The 21,370-nt window shown below is 43.5% G+C and carries 21 protein-coding genes, 1 tRNA gene, 1 other RNA gene and 1 pseudogene; 15 read left to right on the top strand and 9 right to left on the bottom strand.

Features of this window, described 5'->3' with window-relative positions:
• Positions 1–30: 30 nt before the first annotated feature.
• From O3605_RS03760 to O3605_RS03750, 3 genes are all read right to left on the bottom strand, one after another.
• Positions 31–103 (bottom strand) — tRNA-Lys (locus O3605_RS03760).
• 5 nt (positions 104–108) lie between these two features.
• Positions 109–301: non-coding RNA, 6S RNA (gene ssrS, locus O3605_RS03755), on the bottom strand.
• 66 nt (positions 302–367) lie between these two features.
• Positions 368–1,639 (bottom strand): replication-associated recombination protein A, encoded by a 1,272-nt coding sequence (locus O3605_RS03750; RefSeq protein ID WP_003013609.1) that lies wholly within the window; start codon positions 1,637–1,639, stop codon positions 368–370.
• Positions 1,640–1,753: 114 nt separating this feature from the next.
• Here O3605_RS03750 and O3605_RS03745 point away from each other — a divergent pair, with 114 nt between their 5' ends.
• The 12 genes and pseudogenes from O3605_RS03745 to dtd all read left to right on the top strand — a co-directional run bounded on the left by O3605_RS03745 (position 1,754) and on the right by dtd (position 11,318).
• Positions 1,754–2,224: a DUF3013 family protein gene (locus O3605_RS03745; RefSeq protein ID WP_155199193.1), complete on the top strand. Its 471-nt coding sequence runs from the start codon at positions 1,754–1,756 to the stop codon at positions 2,222–2,224.
• A gap of 33 nt (positions 2,225–2,257) precedes the next feature.
• Positions 2,258–2,695, top strand: a pseudogene (locus tag O3605_RS03740) (NUDIX hydrolase); the annotation flags it as partial.
• A gap of 391 nt (positions 2,696–3,086) precedes the next feature.
• Positions 3,087–4,037, top strand: a complete 951-nt coding sequence (prmA, locus tag O3605_RS03735) for a 50S ribosomal protein L11 methyltransferase (protein WP_371585281.1) — start codon at positions 3,087–3,089, stop codon at positions 4,035–4,037.
• Position 4,038: 1 nt separating this feature from the next.
• Positions 4,039–4,782, top strand: coding sequence for a 16S rRNA (uracil(1498)-N(3))-methyltransferase (locus O3605_RS03730; protein ID WP_371585280.1), 744 nt, complete (start codon positions 4,039–4,041; stop codon positions 4,780–4,782).
• Positions 4,783–4,870: 88 nt separating this feature from the next.
• Positions 4,871–5,263 (top strand): DUF1310 family protein, encoded by a 393-nt coding sequence (locus tag O3605_RS03725; protein ID WP_134974546.1) that lies wholly within the window; start codon positions 4,871–4,873, stop codon positions 5,261–5,263.
• A 156-nt stretch (positions 5,264–5,419) separates the two neighbouring features.
• Positions 5,420–5,815, top strand: a complete 396-nt coding sequence (locus O3605_RS03720) for a DUF1310 family protein (protein WP_371585279.1) — start codon at positions 5,420–5,422, stop codon at positions 5,813–5,815.
• Positions 5,816–6,007: 192 nt separating this feature from the next.
• A complete protein-coding gene (locus O3605_RS03715) occupies positions 6,008–6,400 on the top strand; it encodes a DUF1310 family protein (RefSeq protein ID WP_134974652.1) in 393 nt (130 codons plus the stop codon).
• 2 nt (positions 6,401–6,402) lie between these two features.
• Entirely contained in the window at positions 6,403–7,719 is a 1,317-nt protein-coding gene (locus O3605_RS03710) for a hypothetical protein (protein ID WP_134974653.1), read from the top strand.
• 3 nt (positions 7,720–7,722) lie between these two features.
• The gene (locus tag O3605_RS03705) at positions 7,723–8,112 is read left to right on the top strand and encodes a hypothetical protein (protein ID WP_134974654.1); all 390 of its coding nucleotides are present in this window, start codon (positions 7,723–7,725) and stop codon (positions 8,110–8,112) included.
• Positions 8,099–8,392 (top strand): hypothetical protein, encoded by a 294-nt coding sequence (locus O3605_RS03700; protein WP_014712819.1) that lies wholly within the window; start codon positions 8,099–8,101, stop codon positions 8,390–8,392. Before O3605_RS03705 ends, O3605_RS03700 begins: the two co-directional genes overlap by 14 nt.
• Positions 8,393–8,475: 83 nt before the next feature.
• Entirely contained in the window at positions 8,476–10,695 is a 2,220-nt protein-coding gene (locus O3605_RS03695) for a RelA/SpoT family protein (protein ID WP_070465231.1), read from the top strand.
• 179 nt (positions 10,696–10,874) lie between these two features.
• Positions 10,875–11,318, top strand: a complete 444-nt coding sequence (gene dtd / locus O3605_RS03690) for a D-aminoacyl-tRNA deacylase (protein WP_049486459.1) — start codon at positions 10,875–10,877, stop codon at positions 11,316–11,318.
• Positions 11,319–11,339: 21 nt separating this feature from the next.
• On the opposite strand, the gene O3605_RS03685 is transcribed toward dtd, so the two are convergent.
• Positions 11,340–11,993 (bottom strand): metal-dependent transcriptional regulator, encoded by a 654-nt coding sequence (locus tag O3605_RS03685; RefSeq protein WP_118228533.1) that lies wholly within the window; start codon positions 11,991–11,993, stop codon positions 11,340–11,342.
• Positions 11,994–12,117: 124 nt separating this feature from the next.
• On the opposite strand from O3605_RS03685, the gene O3605_RS03680 reads away from it, so the two are divergent.
• The gene (locus O3605_RS03680; protein WP_371585278.1) at positions 12,118–13,143 is read left to right on the top strand and encodes a DUF3114 domain-containing protein; all 1,026 of its coding nucleotides are present in this window, start codon (positions 12,118–12,120) and stop codon (positions 13,141–13,143) included.
• 108 nt (positions 13,144–13,251) lie between these two features.
• Here O3605_RS03680 and tpx read toward each other — a convergent pair whose 3' ends face one another.
• From tpx to O3605_RS03660, 4 genes are all read right to left on the bottom strand, one after another.
• Complete coding sequence (gene tpx, locus O3605_RS03675) at positions 13,252–13,746, bottom strand: thiol peroxidase (protein WP_371585277.1); 495 nt, start codon at positions 13,744–13,746, stop codon at positions 13,252–13,254.
• Positions 13,747–13,825: 79 nt separating this feature from the next.
• On the bottom strand, positions 13,826–14,755 hold the full coding sequence (fimA, locus tag O3605_RS03670) for a metal ABC transporter substrate-binding lipoprotein/fibrin-binding adhesin FimA (protein ID WP_371585276.1): 930 nt from the start codon (positions 14,753–14,755) through the stop codon (positions 13,826–13,828).
• A gap of 11 nt (positions 14,756–14,766) precedes the next feature.
• Positions 14,767–15,609, bottom strand: a complete 843-nt coding sequence (locus O3605_RS03665) for a metal ABC transporter permease (RefSeq protein ID WP_003009914.1) — start codon at positions 15,607–15,609, stop codon at positions 14,767–14,769.
• Positions 15,606–16,328, bottom strand: a complete 723-nt coding sequence (locus tag O3605_RS03660; protein ID WP_371585275.1) for a metal ABC transporter ATP-binding protein — start codon at positions 16,326–16,328, stop codon at positions 15,606–15,608. Before O3605_RS03660 ends, O3605_RS03665 begins: the two co-directional genes overlap by 4 nt.
• A 148-nt stretch (positions 16,329–16,476) precedes the next feature.
• Between O3605_RS03660 and O3605_RS03655 the strand changes: the two genes are divergently transcribed.
• Positions 16,477–18,372, top strand: coding sequence for a M13 family metallopeptidase (locus O3605_RS03655; protein WP_371585274.1), 1,896 nt, complete (start codon positions 16,477–16,479; stop codon positions 18,370–18,372).
• Between the two features lie 404 nt (positions 18,373–18,776).
• The gene (locus O3605_RS03650; RefSeq protein WP_070505338.1) at positions 18,777–19,868 is read left to right on the top strand and encodes a glycerol dehydrogenase; all 1,092 of its coding nucleotides are present in this window, start codon (positions 18,777–18,779) and stop codon (positions 19,866–19,868) included.
• A 58-nt stretch (positions 19,869–19,926) separates the two neighbouring features.
• Here O3605_RS03650 and O3605_RS03645 read toward each other — a convergent pair whose 3' ends face one another.
• Positions 19,927–21,249, bottom strand: a complete 1,323-nt coding sequence (locus O3605_RS03645) for a DUF1958 domain-containing protein (RefSeq protein WP_371585273.1) — start codon at positions 21,247–21,249, stop codon at positions 19,927–19,929.
• Positions 21,250–21,370 lie beyond the last annotated feature (121 nt).

The following is a 21,370-nucleotide window of genomic DNA, read 5'->3' as shown; positions in this document are numbered from 1 at the left end:
GTTATCAAGGCTTTTACTGTTGAAGTTTGATGCCCCCTACAGGGCTCGAACCTGTGACCCATAGATTAAGAGTCTACTGCTCTACCAACTGAGCTAAGGAGGCAAATATAAAAAGCTGTATTGGTGCCGATACTTCACGATTTGTATTGAACCCGCGCAATTAAGCAGGTGGGCAACTCGCTCTGACTTAGCTGCTTCCGCGTGAAACGGCCTGCATACTGCCAGAAGTCTTTTGTTTCCCTAATAATACAAAAAATAGTCGGTCAACACTTAAGTGTGAAGTCGTACACCACAGCGTTTCTATATGTATATGATACCACATTTTGAAAATATTTCAAGGGAAAATCTCAATTTTTTGAAACCGATGTCACTTTTTCTTAAATTGATCAATCTTCTCCTTGGTGGCTCCGAGAGCACGCTCGTACTTGCCATTTTCATTGGGAATAAAGTAGGAGGCGTGTTTGAGCTTGTCTGGCAGGTAGTCCTGATTGACCCAGTTGCCAGGGTAGTTGTGAGGATATTTATAGTTTTGCGCATTTCCCAGTTCCTTGCTTCCGGCGTAATGACCATCGCGGAGGTGGCGAGGAATAGGAAGGTTGCCAGAACTTCTAAGATCAGCCAGCGCCTTGTCCATGGCAACGTAGGCTGAGTTGGATTTAGGCGAAAGGGCTAGATCGATGACGATGTTGGCGATGAGAATGCGAGCCTCAGGAAAGCCGATGCGCTCAGCTGCTTGAAGGGCTGTTACCGTATGAATCTGCGCATCTGGATTGGCCAGACCGATATCCTCATAAGCGATGACAGTCAAGCGACGAGCGAGGCTGGGCAGATCTCCGGCTTCGATCAAACGAGCGGCGTAGTGGAGACTAGCATCGACATCCGAACCACGGATAGATTTTTGCAGAGCAGAGAGCACGTCGTAGTGGCCGTCTCCATCTTTGTCCATGGTAATGTAGCTGCGCTGGAGGCTGTTTTCCATGATCTCTAGCGTAATATGGCGAATCCCTTCTGCATTTTCAGAGGTCGACAGCACCGCTAGATCGAGAGAATTAAAGGCAGAGCGAAGATCTCCATTGGTCGAGGTAGCGATGAAATCCAAAGCATCCTCGTCAAGCACGACAGGAAAGTCAAAGCCACGCTCGGGGTCATCTAGCGCTGTCTTCAGTGCCTGTTTGACCTCCTCCGTTGTTAGAGGCTCCAGCTCAAAGATTTGTACGCGGCTACGAATAGCGGGTGTGACTGAGAAAAAGGGATTTTCAGTCGTTGCACCGATCATGATGACTAGACCACTTTCGAGCAATGGCAGGAGAAAATCTTGCTTGGTTTTATCGAGGCGATGGATCTCGTCCAAAAGCAGGACCAAGCCACCAGAAAATTTAGCTTCTTCTGCGATTTCTTGGAGGCGTTTTTTACTGTCAACCGTTGCATTAAAAGTCCGAAAGGCATACTTAGTCGTTCCTGCGATCGCAGAAGCAATACTGGTCTTTCCGATCCCCGGAGGTCCATAGAGAATCATAGAGGACAGACGATTGGCCTCGACCATGCGACGAATGATTTTGCCTTCTCCGACCAGATGCTGTTGACCGATGACTTGATCGATCGTTCGTGGTCGCATACGGAGTGCGAGATTGTCGGGCATTTCCTTCTCCTTTCTAGCTTTGTCTCCTTTCAAAGAGGCGTTTTTTATGGTAAGATTGTAGTAACTATTGTAACATATTCCGCTCTAAGAGTGGGAAATTAGAAAGAGGACGCTATGTCTAAATACGGATTTTTGGATGTTTTAGAAGAGGAGATGGACAAGGTTTTTCCCTTTGATTTTGAGATCAATTGGGATAAGAAAAACCATGCGGTAGAAGTGGCTTTTCTCTTGGAAGCACAGAATACGGGAGGGGTTGCACTAGTTGATGAAGCTGGGGAAGAGTCTGATGAGGATATCTTCTTTGAAGAAGCTGTTATCTTCTACAATCCAGCCAAGTCGCATGTGGAGGAAGATGCCTATTTAACGGCGATTCCTTATGAGCCTAAAAAAGGCTTGTCACGTGAATTTCTAGCTTATTTTGCGACTTTCCTTCGAGATACAGCCGAGCTGGCCTTGGATGAGCTCATGGATTTCTTAGCAGACGAAGAAGCAGAGAGCTTTGAGATCGTCTGGAACCAAGAAGTTTTTGAAGAAGGCAAAGTTGGCCTAGATGAAAGCACCTTTTATCCTTATCCGAGATACTAGGAGGGAAAGCTCATGCTTTAGGAGGGAAAGCTCATGCTTGAGGATTGCTTAGAAGCACGATTCGAATTTACGGGTTGTAAAATTGCCTTGATTTGTGAGGGGCAAATTTTGACCATCTTGCGCGATGATAAAGAAACGATTCCTTACCCCAATATGTGGGACTTGCCAGGTGGTGGTCGGGAAGGAAATGAGACACCTTTTGAGTGTGTGGCGCGTGAGGTTTATGAAGAATTGAACATCCAACTGTCGAAAGATGACGTCATCTGGTCTGGGATCTATCCTGGCCTCTTGGATGAGACGAAACAGTTCGTTTTTCTAGTTGGCAATCTAGCCCAAGAAGAGTTTGATCGCATTTACTTTGGAGATGAGGGACAGGGCTATAAGTTAGTGAGCTTTGAAGAGTTTTTAACGTCAGATCGTGTTGTTCCCCAATTGCAAGAACGGGTGAGAGATTTTGTGGAGGAAAATATAGACAGGCCCGTTTTAACCACGACAAGTTTGGATAAGGATATCAAAAGAAAGTTAGAGAATGGGCAATACAGCAGAGAAGAAGCCAAAGCTATCTATGAAGATTTTTTAAGGATGAAAGATCGGAAAGAAGAAGGATTTCTAATAGCAAAATCAATCGTTATTTTTATGATTTTCTTCTTTCCAATCATGGTTGCTGGGGGAAATTTTAGGAGACTAGGTGATGTTGTTCTGGTCTTGGGTTTTTTAGTGTTGTTTGTTGTTTTATTTATACCGACATATCTTTCAGTCTATTACCATAAGATTGGTCGATACAAGAGACAACTTCGCAAGGCGATGAAAAAATATTATGCAGATGTGCTCAAGGAATATAATGGATAGTAAGGAGAATCAGATGGAGACATGGCAAGAGTTAAAGGTTACAGTAAAGCGTGAGGGAGAGGAGTTGGTTTCTAATCTCTTGATTGAGCTGGGTGCCCAAGGGGTCGCAATCGAAGACAGCATGGACTATGTGGGCAATGTGGACCGCTTTGGTGAGATCTTTCCTGATGTCGAGCAACAAGAAGAGATCGTGGTGACGGCCTACTACCCGGAAACGGTTGATGTAGCAGCGGTTGAAGCGGACTTGCAGGCTCGCTTAGCAGAATTGATAGATTTTATGGATCTAGGAGAGGTCAAGATGGGGACGACTGCCTTGGCTGAGGAAGACTGGGCAGACAACTGGAAGAAATACTATGAACCAGCTCGTATCACTCATGACTTGACCATCGTGCCGTCATGGACAGACTATGAGGCAACGGCGGGAGAAAAGATTATCAAGCTGGATCCTGGTATGGCCTTTGGAACAGGAACCCACCCGACAACCAAGATGAGCCTCTTTGCCTTAGAGCAGGTCCTTCGTGGTGGGGAGACAGTGCTGGATGTGGGGACAGGTTCCGGTGTTCTTTCTATTGCCAGCTCGCTTCTTGGCGCTAAGGAAATCTTTGCCTATGACTTGGATGACGTAGCGGTTCGCGTCGCTCAGGAAAATATTGAGCTCAATCCGGGTATGGAAAACATTCATGTAGCCCCAGGCGATTTGCTTAAAGGCGTGGAGATTGAGGCAGATGTCATCGTGGCCAATATCTTGGCGGATATCCTGATCCATCTGACAGAGGATGCTTATCGTTTGGTCAAGGATGAAGGTTACCTGATCATGAGTGGTATTATCAAGGACAAGTGGGACATGGTGCGTGAGTCGGCTGAGTCGGCTGGATTTTTCCTTGAAACCCACATGATCCAAGGGGAATGGAATGCCTGCGTCTTCAAGAAGACCAAGGATGTCTCCGGTGTGATTGGAGGCTAGCATGCAGCAGTATTTTGTAAAAGGCTTGGCTAGCTCACCTGTCACCATAGAGGACAAGGAAACCAGCAAGCACATGTTTCAGGTCATGCGCTTAAAAGAAGAGGACGAAGTTACTCTAGTCTTTGATGATGGGATCAAGCGCTTGGCGCGCGTGGTCAATGTGGAAGCCCGTCAATTGGAGCTAATCGAAGAATTAGCTGATAATGTGGAACTGCCAGTCCAAGTGACCATTGCATCAGGCTTTCCCAAGGGAGACAAGCTTGAGTTCATCACTCAAAAAGTAACGGAACTCGGTGCTAGCCAAATCTGGGCCTTTCCTGCAGACTGGTCCGTTGCCAAATGGGATGGCAAGAAATTGGGGAAAAAGGTCGAAAAATTAGAAAAAATCGCCCTTGGAGCAGCCGAGCAAAGCAAGCGGAATTTGGTTCCAAGCATTACCCTTTTTGAGAAAAAGGCAGACTTTCTGGCTCAGTTAGACCAGTTTGACCGGATCGTGGTGGCCTATGAAGAGTCGGCCAAAGAAGGAGAGGCAGCCGCTCTGATTCAGTCGCTGACCGGATTAGAAGCTGGAAGTAAACTGCTCTTTATCTTTGGACCAGAGGGCGGACTCTCCCCTGCAGAAATTGAAAGTTTTACAGCTAAAGGAGCAGTGTTAGCAGGGCTTGGGCCTCGCATCCTACGAGCAGAAACAGCCCCACTCTATGCTCTCAGCGCCGTGAGTGTTGTTACAGAATTAATAAACTAACGAAGTGAATAAATCGCTTCGTTATTTTTTACAAAAATCTTCTATTTTCAAAAATTTTTACGAATTATAGTAGTGAGGAGAGGTGCATATGAATAAAATAAAGAATAGACGACGTTTGGTATTTTCTGCGATAGTTGTTGGGATCTTGATCTGGGTAGGATCAAAAGTAAAGGATCATCTAGAATTCCAACAAGAAATGGTCCGAATTGTACATAGTAAGGAAGTGAAAGAGTTAATTGTATATGATTTGAAACAGAAAGACCCGGATGCGTTTACAGAAAAAGGAAAAATTCAATCGTATGAAATTGATGACGAAACGATCGAACACAATCCTATGGGAGGAATTATGTTTGAGGTAATAATTAATGGAGATAAAAAAATAACAGGTAGTATGGGATTATGGAAACGTAGTGAAGATGGCCCTATTGAGTCTGTAGGGATGGATACCTCTGTAGGTCTTCAAGAACTTATGGAAGAGTAAGCTTGATATTTGCGGGGAAATCAATCATAAATGGAAGCAATCGGGTTGTTTATTTAGCTTTTTTCCAAATTTTCTTCCAAATTAATAAAGTAAGAGTAATAAAATTGAAAACTAAATAATGTAAAGCGATACGACTAGGAATTTATGAGGATGAAGATGAAACCAAAAAGAAAAAATTGTCGTTATATATTTGGAGTGTTGCTATTAGGAATTTTGATATGGGTAGGTTTACTTGTAAAAAACCATCTTGATTTTCAAAATGAAATGGTTCAGATTGTTCATAGTAAGGAAGTAGAAAAAATAATAGAAGAAGAACTGAAGGAATTGGATCCAAATGCCTTAACACCAAAAGGTAAGATCCAATCGTATGAAATTGATGATGAAACGATTGAACGCAATCCAATGGGAGGGATTATGTTTCGTATCATCATTAATGGAGACAAAGAAATAACCGAAAATTTTGGATTACGAAAAGATAGTAAGGATGCACCAATCGAACAAGTGGGAGTGCGTAAATCTATTGAGTTTCAAGATCTGGTAGAAAAGAAATGATAATCAAAATAAAAGAAAAGCATATTCTATTCGAATATGAAATATATTTTCTTTGAGCGCTTTGTATATTTAGAAAAAATTTTTTAAAAGGGTCTTTTTTTGAAAATTTTTACGAATTATTAAAGTAAGAGTAATAAATTTGAAAACTAAATAGTGTAAAGTGATACTACTAACACTTTATGGAGGATGAAGATGAAACCAAAAAGAAAAATCGGTCGTTATATATTTGGAGTACTACTATTAGGAGTCTTGGTATGGGGAGGTCTACTTGTAAAGAACCATCTTGATTTTCAACATGAAATGGTTCAGATTGTCCATAGTAAAGAAGTGGAAAAATTGATAGAAGAAGAACTAAAGGCAACAGATCCAGATGCCTTGACACCAAAAGGCAAGATCAAATCGTATGAAATTGATGACAAGACGATCGAACACAATCCAATGGGGGGGATAATGTTTGAAGTGACTATAAATGGAAATAAAGAGATAACTGGAAGTATGGGATTGAGGAAGAGTAGTGAAGATGGCCCGATTAGATCTGTAGGGATGTCTGAGTCTACAGAACTACAGAATCTAATAGGAGATTAAAAATGGTATTTAATGATGAACAAAAGAATGATATTGCATGGCAGGAATATACGAAATACAAAGTTGGAAATAAAGTAAAAATTGATACAGATAATAAGAAAAAAACAATAGGCTATGTTTCTGAAGTTTTTGGACAGGCACCAGAAGAGGATATGGTTTCCTCTCTCGAAGACTTGAAAGCACGGTTTCAAGGAGCTCTATCTGGTTTAAATGGATATATTGTGACAGATAAAAAAATCACTCATGAAAGCAGACCAGAAGATGTGCATGAAGTAACAATTTTGTTTGAGGGATCGGAAGCTAAATTTGATAAAAATTTCATGGGAGCCGTAGATGATTGGGTGCTCACCGATGCCCCGACTGCATTACAAATATCAATGGCCAAGAGACTTGGAATCAAAACTGGGAAAACCTCCCAGCTTGATGCGGCTTCGAAAGAAGTAAAAGCAGCAATGGATAGATATCCGAATGCGCGTTTCAAATTTTATGCTCATTCTTTAGGGGGGTTAAATATCCAATCTTCACTGGGTTCTTTGGAGGATAAATATTTAGATAGAATTGATGGGGCTTATATATATGAAGCACCCAACCTTTATCCACAGTTAAGTGATGCAGAAAAGAAACAGGTCGATAAGATTAAATATAAAATTTTTAATTTTATAGACAAGCGTGACTTGGTCACATGGGAACATTCTGAAGAGGGGAATGAAGGAGTTGTTGGAACACTTGTTCGGATTGACAGTAAGGATGCAGGCAATTTAGGAAAACAACATATGTGGGGTGGCTACGACTACAAGGCTGGCTACTTGAACGTCAAAGAAGAGAGTTTAGATGACTATCGGTTAGCTCGAATAAAGCAGACAAAAGAACAACTGCAGTTAAAGAAACAAGCATTGGAGTCTTGGAAAAAGAGTGGACTTTCTGGAAGTGACCTTATTTTCATGGATACGACTCAGGCAATGGGAATAGTGGAGTCGCTGAAGGAGTTTACTCTCATTGCCTCTGATTATATTTTAGCTGTCTGTGATTTCCGAATTGCGGATATAAAAGGAACCTGGGAGACGTTATTAATTTCTTGCCGTTCAACTGTATTAGGGACCCGTTGTACAGAAAGTGATATCATAAGCGCACTTGCTCAAATTGGTGCAACAAAAGAAACGATTGAGACGAATCGCATCACAGAATTAGAAAAAATTAAAAAAGATACTCTAAAAATAAAAGAAAGTATTTTTAGTCTATCAACAGACATAGCGAAAGGAATTGCAACTGTAATAGGCACGGATGTTGCTCTAGCAAGCCAACTTCAATTGCAATGGTAAAGAATGGGTAACAAAGATATTGAATACATTAATGCGATTAGAGAAGTAGAAGAAAAATGGAATGGTACTGAAGAAGAATTAAAATTGGAAATGAAAGAACTAGAAAAAAGAATGAATCATATCCATGACCAGTACTGTTTTACAAAACAAAATATTGAAATGATGGAAGAGGAAGTCGGACATTTCTCTAAGACGATGGGTAATACGGAAATTTTATCGGATTATTATCGGGAATTATCAGATGTTTATGAAGAATTGAATGCAGAGTACTATCACAAACTAGCTCATATTGAGGAAGCGCATCAGCTAAAACAAAAAGAATTACAGGTAGCCTCTGAAAAATATGCGAATGAGATTGCAAAATTACGAAAGGATATGTATGTCGAAAATTGATCTTACAAATGATTTAACATACGAAGATAAGCGTTTCATGGCAGCTCTTCTTAGTGTTAAATTTATGGGGAAAATAGCCTTAACAAAGGCAACTGTTGACCAAAAAAGCATTAAAAAAAGAATTTCATCTAGTTTAACAGAACTTGAAAGTTCTCTAGATCAGGTTATTGGAACTATTGATTCGGATTTGGCTGGAAAATTTTCAAACTCTGTTAAAGAAGGGGTTGGAAGAAAAAAATTGGAGTTAAACGCTTTGCAAGAGTTTTGTAAGACAAAGTAGTATCCGTATATTAAAGTAGCTTCATTGGTTCCCATCTGCTTCTAAAAGTGTTAAAATAGTATCCAAGAAACTGGAGAAAATACATGCCGAAAGAAGAGAATTTAACAGGGGACCAAGTCGTTGCCCTTACAAAAAAATATTTATCACCTGAAGATGTTGCTTTTGTGCAAAAGGCTTTGGTCTATGCGGTTGATTGCCATAATGGGCAATTCCGTCAGTCTGGCGAGCCTTATATCATTCACCCGATTCAAGTGGCAGGAATCCTTGCCAAGCTGAAACTGGATGCTGTGACGGTCGCCTGTGGCTTTTTGCATGATGTCGTGGAAGATACGGATGCGACTTTAGATGATTTAGAGCGCGAATTTGGTCATGATGTGCGCGTGATTGTCGATGGGGTGACCAAGCTCGGGAAGGTCAAGTACAAGTCCCATGAAGAGCAGTTGGCGGAAAACCATCGCAAGATGCTCATGGCTATGTCTCAAGATATCCGTGTTATTTTGGTCAAATTGGCAGACCGCTTGCATAATATGCGTACCCTCAAGCATTTGCGCAAGGATAAGCAAGAGCGCATTTCGCGTGAGACCATGGAGATCTATGCACCACTAGCCCACCGTCTCGGGATTTCCAGCGTCAAATGGGAACTTGAGGATTTGTCCTTCCGTTATCTGAATGAAGTCGAATTCTACAAGATTTCGCATATGATGAAGGAAAAACGTCGCGAGCGAGAAGAGTTGGTCGAAGAGGTTGTCCACAAGATTGAGACCTATGCTGGGGAACGCCATCTGCATGGGAAAATTTATGGTCGACCAAAGCATATCTATTCGATCTATCGCAAAATGCAGGATAAGAAGAAACGCTTTGATGAAATCTATGACTTGATTGCCATCCGCTGCATCCTGGATACTCCAAGTGATGTTTATGCTATGCTAGGCTACATCCATGAGCTCTGGAAGCCGATGCCGGGGCGTTTTAAGGACTATATTGCCAACCGGAAGGCCAATGGCTATCAGTCTATCCATACGACTGTATATGGCCCTAAAGGACCGATTGAATTCCAGATCCGAACCAAGGAAATGCATGAAGTCGCTGAGTACGGGGTTGCGGCTCACTGGGCCTATAAAAAAGGGATCAAAGGTCAAGTCAACAGTAAGGAATCTGCTATTGGGATGAACTGGATCAAGGAGATGATGGAGCTCCAAGACCAGTCAGGCGATGCCAAGGAATTCGTAGAAAATGTAAAAGAAGACATCCTGGCAGAAGAGATTTACGTCTTCACTCCAGACGGAACCGTGCGCTCGCTTCCCAAAGATTCCGGACCGATCGATTTTGCCTATGAGATCCACACCAAGGTTGGGGAAAAAGCGATTGGTGCCAAGGTCAACGGCCGGATGGTGCCCCTCAATACCAAACTTCGGACGGGAGATCAGGTGGAGATTATCACCAATGCCAATTCCTTTGGTCCGAGTCGTGACTGGTTGACCCTTGTTAAAACTAGCAAGGCGCGCAACAAGATCCGTCAATTCTTTAAAAATCAAGACAAGGAATTGTCTATTAACCGTGGCCGTGACCTCTTGATGGCCCAATTCCACGAGCATGACTTGGTAGCCAATAAGTTCATGGATAAAAAGCACATGGACAAAGTGCTACAAAAATCAAGCTATAAGACAGAAGAAGCCTTGTTTGCGGCGATTGGTTTTGGAGAGATTGGGGCTATTACCATCTTTAACCGCTTGACGGAGGATGAACGCCGAGAAGAAGAGCGGGCTAAGGCACGCGCAGAAGCAGAAGAGCTGGTCAAAGGTGGCGAGGTCAAGGTTGAAAATAAAAAAGATACCTTGAAGGTCCGTCATGAAGGCGGCGTGGTTATCCAAGGAGCTTCTGGCCTCTTGATTCGGATTGCTAAGTGCTGTAATCCAGTTCCAGGCGATGAAATTGTCGGCTACATCACCAAAGGGCGTGGTGTCGCGATTCACCGCCGAGACTGCATGAATCTTCGCGCTCAAGACAACTACGAGCAACGCTTGATTGATGTAGAATGGGAAGATAACAACACGACTAAAGACTACATCGCCCATATCGATATTTATGGACTCAACCGTGCCGGACTTCTTAACGATGTACTCCAAGTCCTCTCCAATACAGCTAAGATGATCTCAACTGTCAATGCCCAACCAACCAAAGACATGAAATTTGCCAATATCCACATTTCCTTTGGGATTCCGAACCTATCGATGTTGACAACGGTTGTGGATAAGATTAAGAGTGTGCCGGAGGTATACTCTGTTAAGCGTACCAACGGCTAGTCGGCTGCTCAGTTATCTTTTATGGCTTCGTTAGCTCGTCTCGTTGCCTTGCTCTAAAAGCGACTGAACAGCCGTTGCTTTTCAGCTAGTCTGCCTGCATCTCACTGCCTTGTCTGAAGTTGATGTTCTTTGAAGGTTAGTAGTGAATGCCAAATAGATTTATAAAATAGGATAATCAAATGAAATTAGTGATTCAACGGGTTAAGAGTGCCTCAGTTTCCATTGATGGTCAAGTCTACAATGCGATTCAGCAAGGCTTGTTGCTTCTAGTGGGAGTGGGGCCTGAGGATGACCAGAAGGATTTGGATTATGCGGTTCGCAAGGTATCGCAGATGCGTATTTTCTCAGATGAGGAAGATAAGATGAATCTTTCGGTCAAAGATATCCAAGGGGAAATCTTATCGATCTCTCAATTTACCCTCTTTGCGGATACCAAAAAAGGCAACCGTCCTGCTTTTACAGGAGCTGCCAAGCCAGATATGGCCAGTCAGTTATATGATGCCTTTAATGACCAATTAGAAAAAGAAGTCCCTGTCAAACGAGGGATCTTTGGGGCCGATATGGCGATTGAATTGATCAATGATGGTCCAGTGACGATTTTGTTAGATACAAAAAATCCATAAGTAAGAAAACATGCAGTCGGTTTAGACTGCATGTTTTTCGATATAGAGTTGTTGGGCGATCACTTGGTTGATAGAAATTTCTTGTCCATGGATAACGAAGTGATAGAGGCCTGTGTAGTCATCATATCGTTGAAACGCGATAGTATCCCCAATCTGGAGATGGATCTGGTCTAAGAATTTTAGCAATTCATAGGTGTCATGGACCCTTTGCAGAATATACAGACCAGGTTGGGTCGCTTCGCTGAGACGGTCTTGGTAGGCTTCGACAAGCCTTTCGCCTTTCTTTGGAATTGTCCCACCGTGAGGGCAGGTCTTAGGAGTTCCAAGCATGTGATCCAGCTGGTCAATGAAATGTTCAGAAACGGTATGCTCGAGAACTTCTGCCTCTTCATGGACTTCTTCAGTTGTATAGTCAAGTTTTTCCAGAAGAAATACTTCGATCAAGCGGTGCTTGCGGTAGAGATCAGAGACCAACTGCGATCCTAGATCCGTTAGCAAATACCCACGAGACTTGTCCTTCACCAAGAGACCCTCTGAGATCATGCGCTTAATCATCTCGGTCACAGCGGGTGGAGAGACCTGCATGCGACTCGCGATTTCCTTGTTGCTAATTTTTTCTACTTCTGTGCCAATTTCATAAATGCACTTGAGGTAATCTTCTTTGTTTGGTGTCATGCTTTCCTCTTTTCTTCGCTCACTTCTAGTATATCAAAAATCTCCTCAAAAACGCTAGTGGAGTAATGAGAATTGTCTCAAGCTCCAAAAGATGGTAGTATAGAAGCATAGAAAGGACGGCACTATGAACAGACGGGAATTAGTGAGATTAGGCTGGAGAGAGAGTAGTTTAGCCTATCTAGAGAAGCACTTGCAGGGATTGAAAGATCCACAAGCCTACCAAGAACAATACCAGTCTGTCTTTTTCTTTGCCAGTCCTCTGTTTCAAAATATGTGGTTTCAAGAGATCAAAGATCTAACGGAAACGGCTGCCCAAGACTTGCTGAGGGGAGTCATGAAAATTCTTCTTATGCCAAGTGACCTGTCTGGAACTTGCGAGGAAACAGCCTTTCTTCTGAGTAGGATGGCTCCAGATTGTCCGCCAGGTTCCGACTTTTGGAAGGCTTTTTCACGCGTCGTGCAGGTTGCCTTTGAAAAGGATCCCTTGGCAGATCAGTCGGGAGATCAGCTCTTGAAACGCCAGGTTCACCAGTTGCGCTACCTACTTTCAAGTTACCAAGCCCAATGGATTCGGACGCATGAGGCCAGAGCTGGACAGACTGACGAGGAGGCCTTACAAGCTTACCTACAAAAGGCTAGAGCGGTCACGGTGGATGCTTATGCGGCTGCCCGTCTTCACAACAAGGTCTCCCTAGGGCCAGATGGTCACCTTCATTATCCATCAGGGGCCTCCCAACAAGTCAATTTCAAGGTCTTATTAAATTTTCATACGGAGTATATTCTCGATCAAGCCGGGCGTTTTCTCAATGAAGTCGATCCAGTAGAAGTTTCTGAAAATGGCATTGTCAATGGGGCTAGTTTTAACTACGGGCTGGCTAGGGGACGGACCCATAAGGACTTAGATATTGACCCCGTCAAAGCTTGGGACCCAGCCTTTCGGAAGCAGGTCCTTTATCGTCAAGGTGTTCGCTATCTAGCCCCTAAAAATGATCGCAGTGTCGAAGGCTACTGGAGTCGAAAAGGGGGCTTTGCACAAGGAGGCAAGAGCTACAAGCAACAAGTGGCACAGCGCGTGCGGCGTTTCCTCAGAGGCATCCCTCGCTTACGCTGGCGCGTTCTCTTACAGAATGGACTCCATCGGATTTTATAGTAGTCCTCTTTTGGATTGAAGACAAAGGCTTCTTAGAAACACACCTAAGGAAAGTCTCTGAACAGATTTTGTAGATACAGAAAAGAGGTCGCAGACCTCTTTTTATGTTTATCCAAGTGCTTTGACAGCTTCGATTGCAGCGTCATAATTGGGTTCGCTGTTGATGTTGTCTAGGTACTCAACGTAAGTCACTTTGTTGTCTGCATCTAAGACCAAGACAGCGCGCGCAAGCAAGTGCCATTCATTGATCAAGAGGCCATAAGCCTTCCCGAAGGAATGGTCGTAGTAGTCTGAGAGCATGATAGCATTGTCGAGTCCTTCAGCAGCGCACCATTTACCTTGAGCAAAAGGAAGGTCGACAGAGACCGTCAAGACGACAGTGTCTTCCAAGTCCGATAAGGTCTTGTTGAAGTGACGTGTTTGCATCGAACAGATCCCTGTGTCGATGGATGGGATGATGCTGAGGACTTTTTTCTTGCCAGCAAAATCAGCTAAAGATTTCTTCTCCAGAGCTGGAGTGATCAATGAAAAATCATGAGCCATTTCCCCTACTTGCAGTTGAGATCCGGTAAAGGTAACAGGGTTTCCTAAAAATGTTGTCATAGCAAAGACTCCTTTTTTCTTTTCATTGTACATCAATGAAGGGGGAAGGGCCACTGATTTGTTTAGAAATCTGAAGGGGCTACTGACTCAATCCTTCTGCGATCTTGTCTAAGTTCCATTTCATCATGCTGTAGTAGCTATCGCCCTTTTCTCCTTCTTTGGCAATGGAATCAGTGAAGATTTTTGCATAGATTGGGATGTCGGTATCTTTAGACACAGTTTTCATAGGACGTTCATCGACACTGGATTCAACAAAGAGGGCCGGCACCTTGGTTTGACGGAGCTTTTCTACCAGCGTTTTGATTTGGTCAGGTGTGCCTTCTTCTTCCGTATTGATTTCCCAGATATAGGCAGATGGGACCCCATAGGCTTTGGAGAAGTACTTGAAGCAGCCTTCGCTGGTCACGATCATCTTCTTCTCCTCTGGGATATTGTTGAATTTTTGTTTGGCTTCTTGGTCCAGCTTACTGAGTTTTTCAGTATAAGCAGCTAGATTCTTTTCGTAGAAGTCCTTATTTTTTGGATCTTTGGCGATTAATTGTTTGGCAATGTTTTTAGCGTAGAGGATCCCGTTTTCGAGATTGAGCCAAGCGTGAGGGTCTTCTTTTCCAGCTTGGTTTTGGCCTTCTAGGTAGATGACATCGACTCCCTCGCTCACTGCGAAATAATCCTTGTTTTCTACTTTATTGGCATTTTTGACCAATTTAGTGAACCAAGCATTGCCACCGGTTTCGAGGTTGATCCCATTATAGAAGATCAGGTCTGCTTGTGAAGTTTTTTTGACATCTTCTGGCAGCGGTTCGTATTCGTGGGGATCTTTGCCGACGGGAACGATACTGTGGAGCTCGATCTTATCCCCAGCAATGTTTTTGGTCATATCTGCAAGGATCGAATTGGTGGTGACCACTTTCAATTTACCAGAAGCTCCAGAAGAAGAACCCTTGCTACAGGCTAGAAGACCGAATAAGAGTGCTACAAAGAGTGCGAGGACAGAAGCGATTTTTTTCATGTGTTTCTCCTTTAATGAGACGAAAGAGCGTGCTTGTTCTTTCTCTGCTTAGGAGCGATAAAAAAGCTGATGAGAAAGAAGACGGCAGAAGTGAGGACAATACAAGACCCAACGGCGATGTTCAAACTATAGCCAATAAAGAGTCCCAGAACGGATGCAAGAGCGCCTAGGCTAGAGGACAAGAGCATCATGGACCAGAGGCTATTGGCATAGAGATAGGCTGTCGCAGCAGGTGTGATGAGCATGGCGACGATCAGAATGGTCCCGACACTTTGCATAGCAGTGACAGAAACCAAAGTCAAGAGCACCATGAGGAGGTAGTGATAGATCTTGACCCGAACGCCCATGGATTGAGCCAGAACGGGATCAAAAGAAGTGAGCAGTAGGGGACGAAAGAGCAGGACAATTACCAGCAAGACCGCCACCCCAACACCGATGGTCATCCACATATCTTGGTCTTGCACGGCCAGGATATTCCCAAAGAGAATGTGGAAGAGGTCGGTGGAACTTTTTGCGACTCCAATCAGAATGACTCCTAAGGCGAGGAAAGAAGAGAAGGTAATCCCAATAGCAGTGTCGCTCTTGATGATGGAGTTGCTCTTGATATAGGTGATAAGGATGGAAGCTAAAAGCCCAAAGACAATGGCGCCAATAAAGAAATTGATGCCAAGGATAAAGGACAGGGCCACCCCTGGAAGGACTGCGTGCGAGATAGCATCTCCCATGAGAGACATGCCTCGCAAAATAATGAAGCATCCGACAGCTCCAGCGACAATACCAATGGCAATGGCTGTGATCAGGGCATTCTGTAAGAAGTGGAATTGCTGTAATCCATCGATAAATTCTGTAATCATCCGACTCCACCTCCTATAAAGAGTTCATGCCCGTAGGCTGCATGCAGATTCTCCTTGGTAAAGGTTTCCTCTGTTTTTCCAAAAGCAATCAGCTTACGATGGAGAAGGAGGACCTGGTCGAAGTAAGCAGGGACCTTGCTGAGATCGTGATGGACGATCAGAATGGTCTTGCCTTCTTTTTTCAAGGTTTTTAGAGTCTGCATGATGATGTCTTCGCTAACGGAGTCAATCCCTGCAAAGGGCTCATCCAAAAAGATGACCTCTGCTTCTTGGACCAAGCAGCGGGCGATTAGGACCCGTTGGAATTGCCCTCCTGAAAGCTGACCAATCTGGCGATCTGCTAGATCAAGAAGATTGACAAGCTTCATGGCATTTTCCACCTTTTGGAGATCTTCTTTGCTTTTTCTCTTGAAGATAGAAAGATGGGGATAGAGACCCAGTGAGACACACTCCCGCACCGTGATGGGGAAGTGGAAATCAATAGCGGATTTCTGTTCGACGTAGGCCACTCGTTGAAGAGCTTGGCCGAGATCTTTTTGATCGAGCAGGACCTTTCCCGCATGAGGGAGAAGTCCTAGCATGGCCTTGATCAGGGTTGATTTTCCAGCTCCGTTGGGTCCAAGAATGCCTAGGATGGTTGGACCCTGGATGGTGAGGGAAAGATCCTCCAAGGCCAGTGTTTGCTGGTAAGCAACACTTAGATGTTCAATTTGAATCATGATTTTGCTCCTTTACTATTAATATACATAAATAAAAAAATTAAGTCAAGTTAATTTTTAAAATAATTTAGCTTAAATCTCTTGTAATCATTGAAAAAAGTTCCTATTTTTGATAAGGTTATTAGAAAAGAATGAAAGCGAGAAGATCATGGTACGTTTACAAGATGATTTTTATGATTACGTCAATGGGGAATGGGCTGAGACAGCTGTGATTCCTGATGACAAACCGTCAACTGGTGGTTTTATGGACTTAGATCGAGACATCGAAAACTTGATGTTGGATATCACTGGGAAATGGCAACGGGGAGAAGAGCTGCCTGAAGACAGCATTCTGCAAAACTTTGTCAAATACCATAAAATGGTGGCAGATTTTGATGCACGGGAAGCAGCTGGTGTAGCACCAGCCATGCCCTTGATCAATGAAATTAAGGCTCTGTCTTCTTTTGAAGACTATACCAGCAAGTTGGGGACCTATGAACTAGCTGGCAAACCAAATCTCATGCCATTTATGGTGTCACCAGACTATATGAATGCCCAAATGAATGTCTTGTGGGGAGAAGCGCCGGCTCATATCTTGCCAGATACGACCTACTATGAAGAAGGTAACGAAAAAGGCCCAGAATTACTGGCTATCTGGCGCCAAATGATGGAAAAACTTTTACCTAAATTTGAATTCTCAGAGGCAGAAATCAAAGATATCCTGGATAAGGTCATTGCGTCGGATGCAGAATTGGCCAAATATATCTTGTCAAATGAAGAAAGATCCGAGTACAACAAACTCTACCATCCTTATGAGTGGGCAGATTTCAAGGCCTTGGTTCCAGAATTGCCACTCGATACTTTCTTTACAGAAGTGATCGGACAAACTCCGGATAAAATCATCGTTCCAGAAGAGCGTTTCTGGAAGGAATTCGCACCAACATTCTATTCAGCAGCCAACTGGGAAACTATTCATGCAAGATTGAAACTCGGTGCAGCCGTAGATTGGACTTTATTCTTGACCGAAGAAATCCGTGTCTTGGCTGGTGAATATAGTCGTACGATTGCAGGTATTCCAGAACCTCGTCCAAAAGAAAAGGCGGCCTTGTCATTAGCAGAAGTACCATATAGCCAAGCGCTTGGACTCTGGTATGCGGGAGAAAAATTCTCACCAGAGGCGAAAGCAGACGTAGAGCATAAAGTAGCGACCATGATTGAAGTCTACAAGGATCGCTTAGAAAAAGCAGACTGGCTCGCTCCTGAAACTCGTGAAAAAGCCATTGTCAAGCTCAATGTCATCACACCACATATCGGCTACCCTGAAAAATTACCTGAAACATACGCCAAGAAGATCATCGACGAAAGCAAGACCTTGGTTGAAAATGCTCAAGCTCTTTACGAAATTTCCATTGCCCATACTTGGAGCAAGTGGAACCAACCGGTTGATCGAAGCGAATGGCACATGCCAGCCCACCTGGTCAATGCCTACTATGATCCGCAACAAAACCAAATCGTCTTCCCAGCAGCGATTTTACAAGCACCTTTCTATGACCTTCACCAATCATCATCAGCCAACTACGGTGGAATCGGTGCAGTCATTGCCCATGAAATCTCCCACGCCTTTGACACCAATGGTGCTTCCTTTGATGAGAATGGTAGCTTGAAAGACTGGTGGAAGCCAGAAGATTACGAAGCCTTTACCGCTCGGACTCAAAAAGTCATCGATCAGTTTGAAGGACAAGACTCTTACGGTGCCAAGATCAACGGGAAATTGACCGTTTCTGAAAACGTAGCAGACCTCGGTGGTATCGCTGCAGCCCTTGAAGCCGCTAAGAAAGAGGAAGATTTCTCAGCAGAAGAATTCTTCACCAACTTTGCTCGCATCTGGCGCATGAAAGCTCGGACAGAGTACATGCAACTCCTCGCAAGTGTCGATGTCCACGCACCAGGAAAACTCCGCACCAATGTCCAATTACCAAACTTTGACGAATTCTTTGAAACCTTTGATGTCAAAGAAGGAGATGGCATGTGGCGCGCACCAGAGGATCGTGTAATTATTTGGTAAATTAAGATACTAAGCCCGTAAAAAAAGCGAGAAGAAAATAGGAGATTGACCATGTGGGCCAGGCCCACCAGTCAATCTCTCTTTTTCTCGACGCTTTTAGGGCGAGTTCAATTTCGCGATACTAGTTTTGTTGATCAAAGGAAGTAGTCTCGACTTCAGTTAAGCCATTGATTGATTTTCTCAATGCTTGTAAAAAAATAAAAATCCCCAAAGTCAAGTTTCAACCTACTGAAACTAGCTTTGGGGATTTTTGATAATAAGATTCATCAAATAAAAACGAAGCGCTTCCAATGACTGCGTGAATAGATAAATTTAATTGATTAGAGCCTTGTATAATTCTTTGAATTTCATAGAAATAAATGCTACTATGAGTGTGAACTAAATAAATTTTAAAGGAGCAGACTATGAGAAATTTTGCAAGTCCGTCACGTTACATTCAAGGTGAGAATGCCTTATTTGAAAATGCGCAATCTATTTCAGAATTAGGGAATCACCCTGTTTTGCTATGTGATTCAGTGGTCTATGATATCGTAGGGAAGCGTTTTGAAGAATACCTTGGTCAAAATGGGCTCACGGTTTTGCCAGTCTTCTTTAATGGAGAAGCTTCTGACAACGAAATCAATCGTGTGGTTAGTCTGGCAGAAGAAAATGGCTGTAATTTGGTCATTGGACTTGGTGGAGGAAAAACCATCGATAGTGCAAAAGCTATTGCTGATCTTCTAAAATCACCAGTTGTGATTGCTCCGACCATCGCCTCTACAGATGCTCCCGTTTCCGCCTTGTCGGTTATCTATACGGATGAGGGTGCCTTTGAGCGCTATATCTTCTATTCTAAGAACCCAGAATTGGTCTTGGTGGATAGCAAAGTAATCTCTCAAGCACCAAAACGCTTGCTCGCCTCTGGTATCGCAGATGGCCTAGCAACTTGGGTAGAAGCGCGTGCAGTGATGCAAGCGAATGGAAAAACCATGTTGGGTCAACGACAAACCTTAGCGGGTGTCGCCATTGCACAACGTTGTGAAGAAACCTTATTTGCTGATGGTCTCCAAGCCATGGCTGCTTGTGAAGCCAAAGTCGTAACTCCTGCTCTTGAAAACATCATTGAAGCCAATACCCTTCTCAGTGGTATTGGATTTGAAAGTGGGGGATTAGCTGCTGCCCATGCCATCCATAATGGCTTTACAGCCCTTACTGGGGACATCCACCATTTAACTCACGGTGAAAAAGTAGCCTACGGAACGCTAGTTCAATTGTTCTTAGAAAACCGTCCTAAGGAAGAATTGAATAAATACATTCGTTTCTATCAACAAATCGGTATGCCAACCACTCTGAAAGAAATGCATCTTGAAACTGCAAGTTATGAAGATCTTCTCAAGGTTGGCCAACAGGCCACCATCGAAGGAGAAACCATCCATCAAATGCCGTTTGAAGTGAAGGCTTCTGATATTGCCCAAGCCATCGTAGCAGTAGATGCCTACGTTCAAGGTTTGGCCTAAGACGGCTTTGTCGACAAACCAAGAACTCCCATACCTTATGGTAATGGGAGTTCTGTTTCTATTTTCTTCTTTTTGGATCGGTTTGTTTAAAGATCAGGTATAAGATTCCGGCTGGCAAGAAGCAGAAGAGCCACATGGCATCTAGTCCCTTCTGTTTACTGCTAGAGTTTGTTGCTTTAGAATCGCTCACGGCCATTCCTGCCTTAATACTTGGAGATACCTGTTGCAAGCCGTTTTGGACGACCAGGCGGTTGTTTTCCAGTTTAATTGCTGGATTCGTGCCTTTTTTAACGGTTGCATAAAAGTCTTGCTTCAGCTGAATGGTCTTCCCGTCGATGGTGTGTTCCCCTGCAGAGAGAACTTTTTTGTATTGGTAATCCGCAAACATTTTCTCTGCTAAGGTATTTCCGATCTGATTGCGGTAGCTTTCGGCGATCTCGACATCGTAGTTTCCAACCCCCAAAATGACTTCGATAATCCGTTGTTTACCCCGCTTGGTTGTCGCGGTGTAGTTGTAGTCAGCAGTTGGGCTGGATCCTGTCTTAAGGCCATCTGTTCCTTTGAGGGCGAACTTTCCACCTTCGAGGGAAGTGTTGTAATTATCGTAGCTTTGCTCGTAAGGGGTTCCTTCCATGATAGTGGTGTGAGCTTGCTTGGTGTATTCCAACATTTCTGGCAGGTCGTTTACGATGTGATAAGCCAGAATAGACATGTCTCGCGCTGTGATTTCGTTATTGGCATTGACATCGTAGCGTTGCGGATTGTAGTAGCCTTGAAGCACCGAAATCATTGCCCCATTTGGATTGCCCCATTTGGTATGGCTCATCCCCATTTCTTGCGCGTACTGATTCATTAAGTCCAAAAACTTATCGGGATCATTGTCCGTAACAGCGTTTGCGAGCATGATCACAGCTGCGCTGGAAGAGGGAACAAAGAGCATCTTGATCAATTCAGATACCTTATAGTCCACACCAGCTACAATAGGTGAGTTACTTAACAAATTGTTTTCCGAAATAGCTTGATCAGCCTCTGTTGCTGTGACCACGGTATCGTATTTGATCTTACCTTCTTTGAGAGCCCGAAAGACCACATAGGCACTCATGAGCTTGGCCATGCTGCCTGAGTCTCGGACCGTGTCGATATTGTCTCCGTATAGGATGGCTCCAGTATTAGCATCGATGACGATGTCGGCCTTAGGCTTGTAAAAATCATCCAATACCAGTCCAGCATCGGCTGCGATTTTCATGACATCTTCTTGCTGATAGATATCGTCCGCAAAAGCAGTAGAGATAGGGCCTAATGTCAAGACTCCTACAAGGAGGGACAAGAGGCTGTATTTTAGTCGTTTGTGTAAATGTCTCCCGTTATTCATAAATTCCATTATATCATACAGGTTAGGGATTAAAACGGAAAAAATTCTAGAAAAAGAAAAAAGAGAATAATTTCGCAGTAAAAGCGTTTACATTTCCCTGGAAAGTGCTATAATTTAAATTGAATATAAC

The organism is Streptococcus sp. 27098_8_99 (genome assembly GCF_041431935.1).
Taxonomy (GTDB): domain Bacteria; phylum Bacillota; class Bacilli; order Lactobacillales; family Streptococcaceae; genus Streptococcus; species Streptococcus parasanguinis_D.
Note: the sequence above shows the minus strand (reverse complement) of the source record. Positions and strands in the feature narration are given on the sequence as shown.

Bases quoted from the DNA above. Each gene is read 5' to 3' on its own strand.
- O3605_RS03750 (WP_003013609.1), bottom strand. From the start codon at position 1,639: ATGCCCGACAATCTCGCACTCCGTATGCGACCACGAACGATCGATCAA.
- O3605_RS03745 (WP_155199193.1), top strand. From the start codon at position 1,754: ATGTCTAAATACGGATTTTTGGATGTTTTAGAAGAGGAGATGGACAAG.
- prmA (WP_371585281.1), top strand. From the start codon at position 3,087: ATGGAGACATGGCAAGAGTTAAAGGTTACAGTAAAGCGTGAGGGAGAG.
- O3605_RS03730 (WP_371585280.1), top strand. From the start codon at position 4,039: ATGCAGCAGTATTTTGTAAAAGGCTTGGCTAGCTCACCTGTCACCATA.
- O3605_RS03725 (WP_134974546.1), top strand. From the start codon at position 4,871: ATGAATAAAATAAAGAATAGACGACGTTTGGTATTTTCTGCGATAGTT.
- O3605_RS03720 (WP_371585279.1), top strand. From the start codon at position 5,420: ATGAAACCAAAAAGAAAAAATTGTCGTTATATATTTGGAGTGTTGCTA.
- O3605_RS03715 (WP_134974652.1), top strand. From the start codon at position 6,008: ATGAAACCAAAAAGAAAAATCGGTCGTTATATATTTGGAGTACTACTA.
- O3605_RS03710 (WP_134974653.1), top strand. From the start codon at position 6,403: ATGGTATTTAATGATGAACAAAAGAATGATATTGCATGGCAGGAATAT.
- O3605_RS03705 (WP_134974654.1), top strand. From the start codon at position 7,723: ATGGGTAACAAAGATATTGAATACATTAATGCGATTAGAGAAGTAGAA.
- O3605_RS03700 (WP_014712819.1), top strand. From the start codon at position 8,099: ATGTCGAAAATTGATCTTACAAATGATTTAACATACGAAGATAAGCGT.
- O3605_RS03695 (WP_070465231.1), top strand. From the start codon at position 8,476: ATGCCGAAAGAAGAGAATTTAACAGGGGACCAAGTCGTTGCCCTTACA.
- dtd (WP_049486459.1), top strand. From the start codon at position 10,875: ATGAAATTAGTGATTCAACGGGTTAAGAGTGCCTCAGTTTCCATTGAT.
- O3605_RS03685 (WP_118228533.1), bottom strand. From the start codon at position 11,993: ATGACACCAAACAAAGAAGATTACCTCAAGTGCATTTATGAAATTGGC.
- O3605_RS03680 (WP_371585278.1), top strand. From the start codon at position 12,118: ATGAACAGACGGGAATTAGTGAGATTAGGCTGGAGAGAGAGTAGTTTA.
- tpx (WP_371585277.1), bottom strand. From the start codon at position 13,746: ATGACAACATTTTTAGGAAACCCTGTTACCTTTACCGGATCTCAACTG.
- fimA (WP_371585276.1), bottom strand. From the start codon at position 14,755: ATGAAAAAAATCGCTTCTGTCCTCGCACTCTTTGTAGCACTCTTATTC.
- O3605_RS03665 (WP_003009914.1), bottom strand. From the start codon at position 15,609: ATGATTACAGAATTTATCGATGGATTACAGCAATTCCACTTCTTACAG.
- O3605_RS03660 (WP_371585275.1), bottom strand. From the start codon at position 16,328: ATGATTCAAATTGAACATCTAAGTGTTGCTTACCAGCAAACACTGGCC.
- O3605_RS03655 (WP_371585274.1), top strand. From the start codon at position 16,477: ATGGTACGTTTACAAGATGATTTTTATGATTACGTCAATGGGGAATGG.
- O3605_RS03650 (WP_070505338.1), top strand. From the start codon at position 18,777: ATGAGAAATTTTGCAAGTCCGTCACGTTACATTCAAGGTGAGAATGCC.
- O3605_RS03645 (WP_371585273.1), bottom strand. From the start codon at position 21,249: ATGGAATTTATGAATAACGGGAGACATTTACACAAACGACTAAAATAC.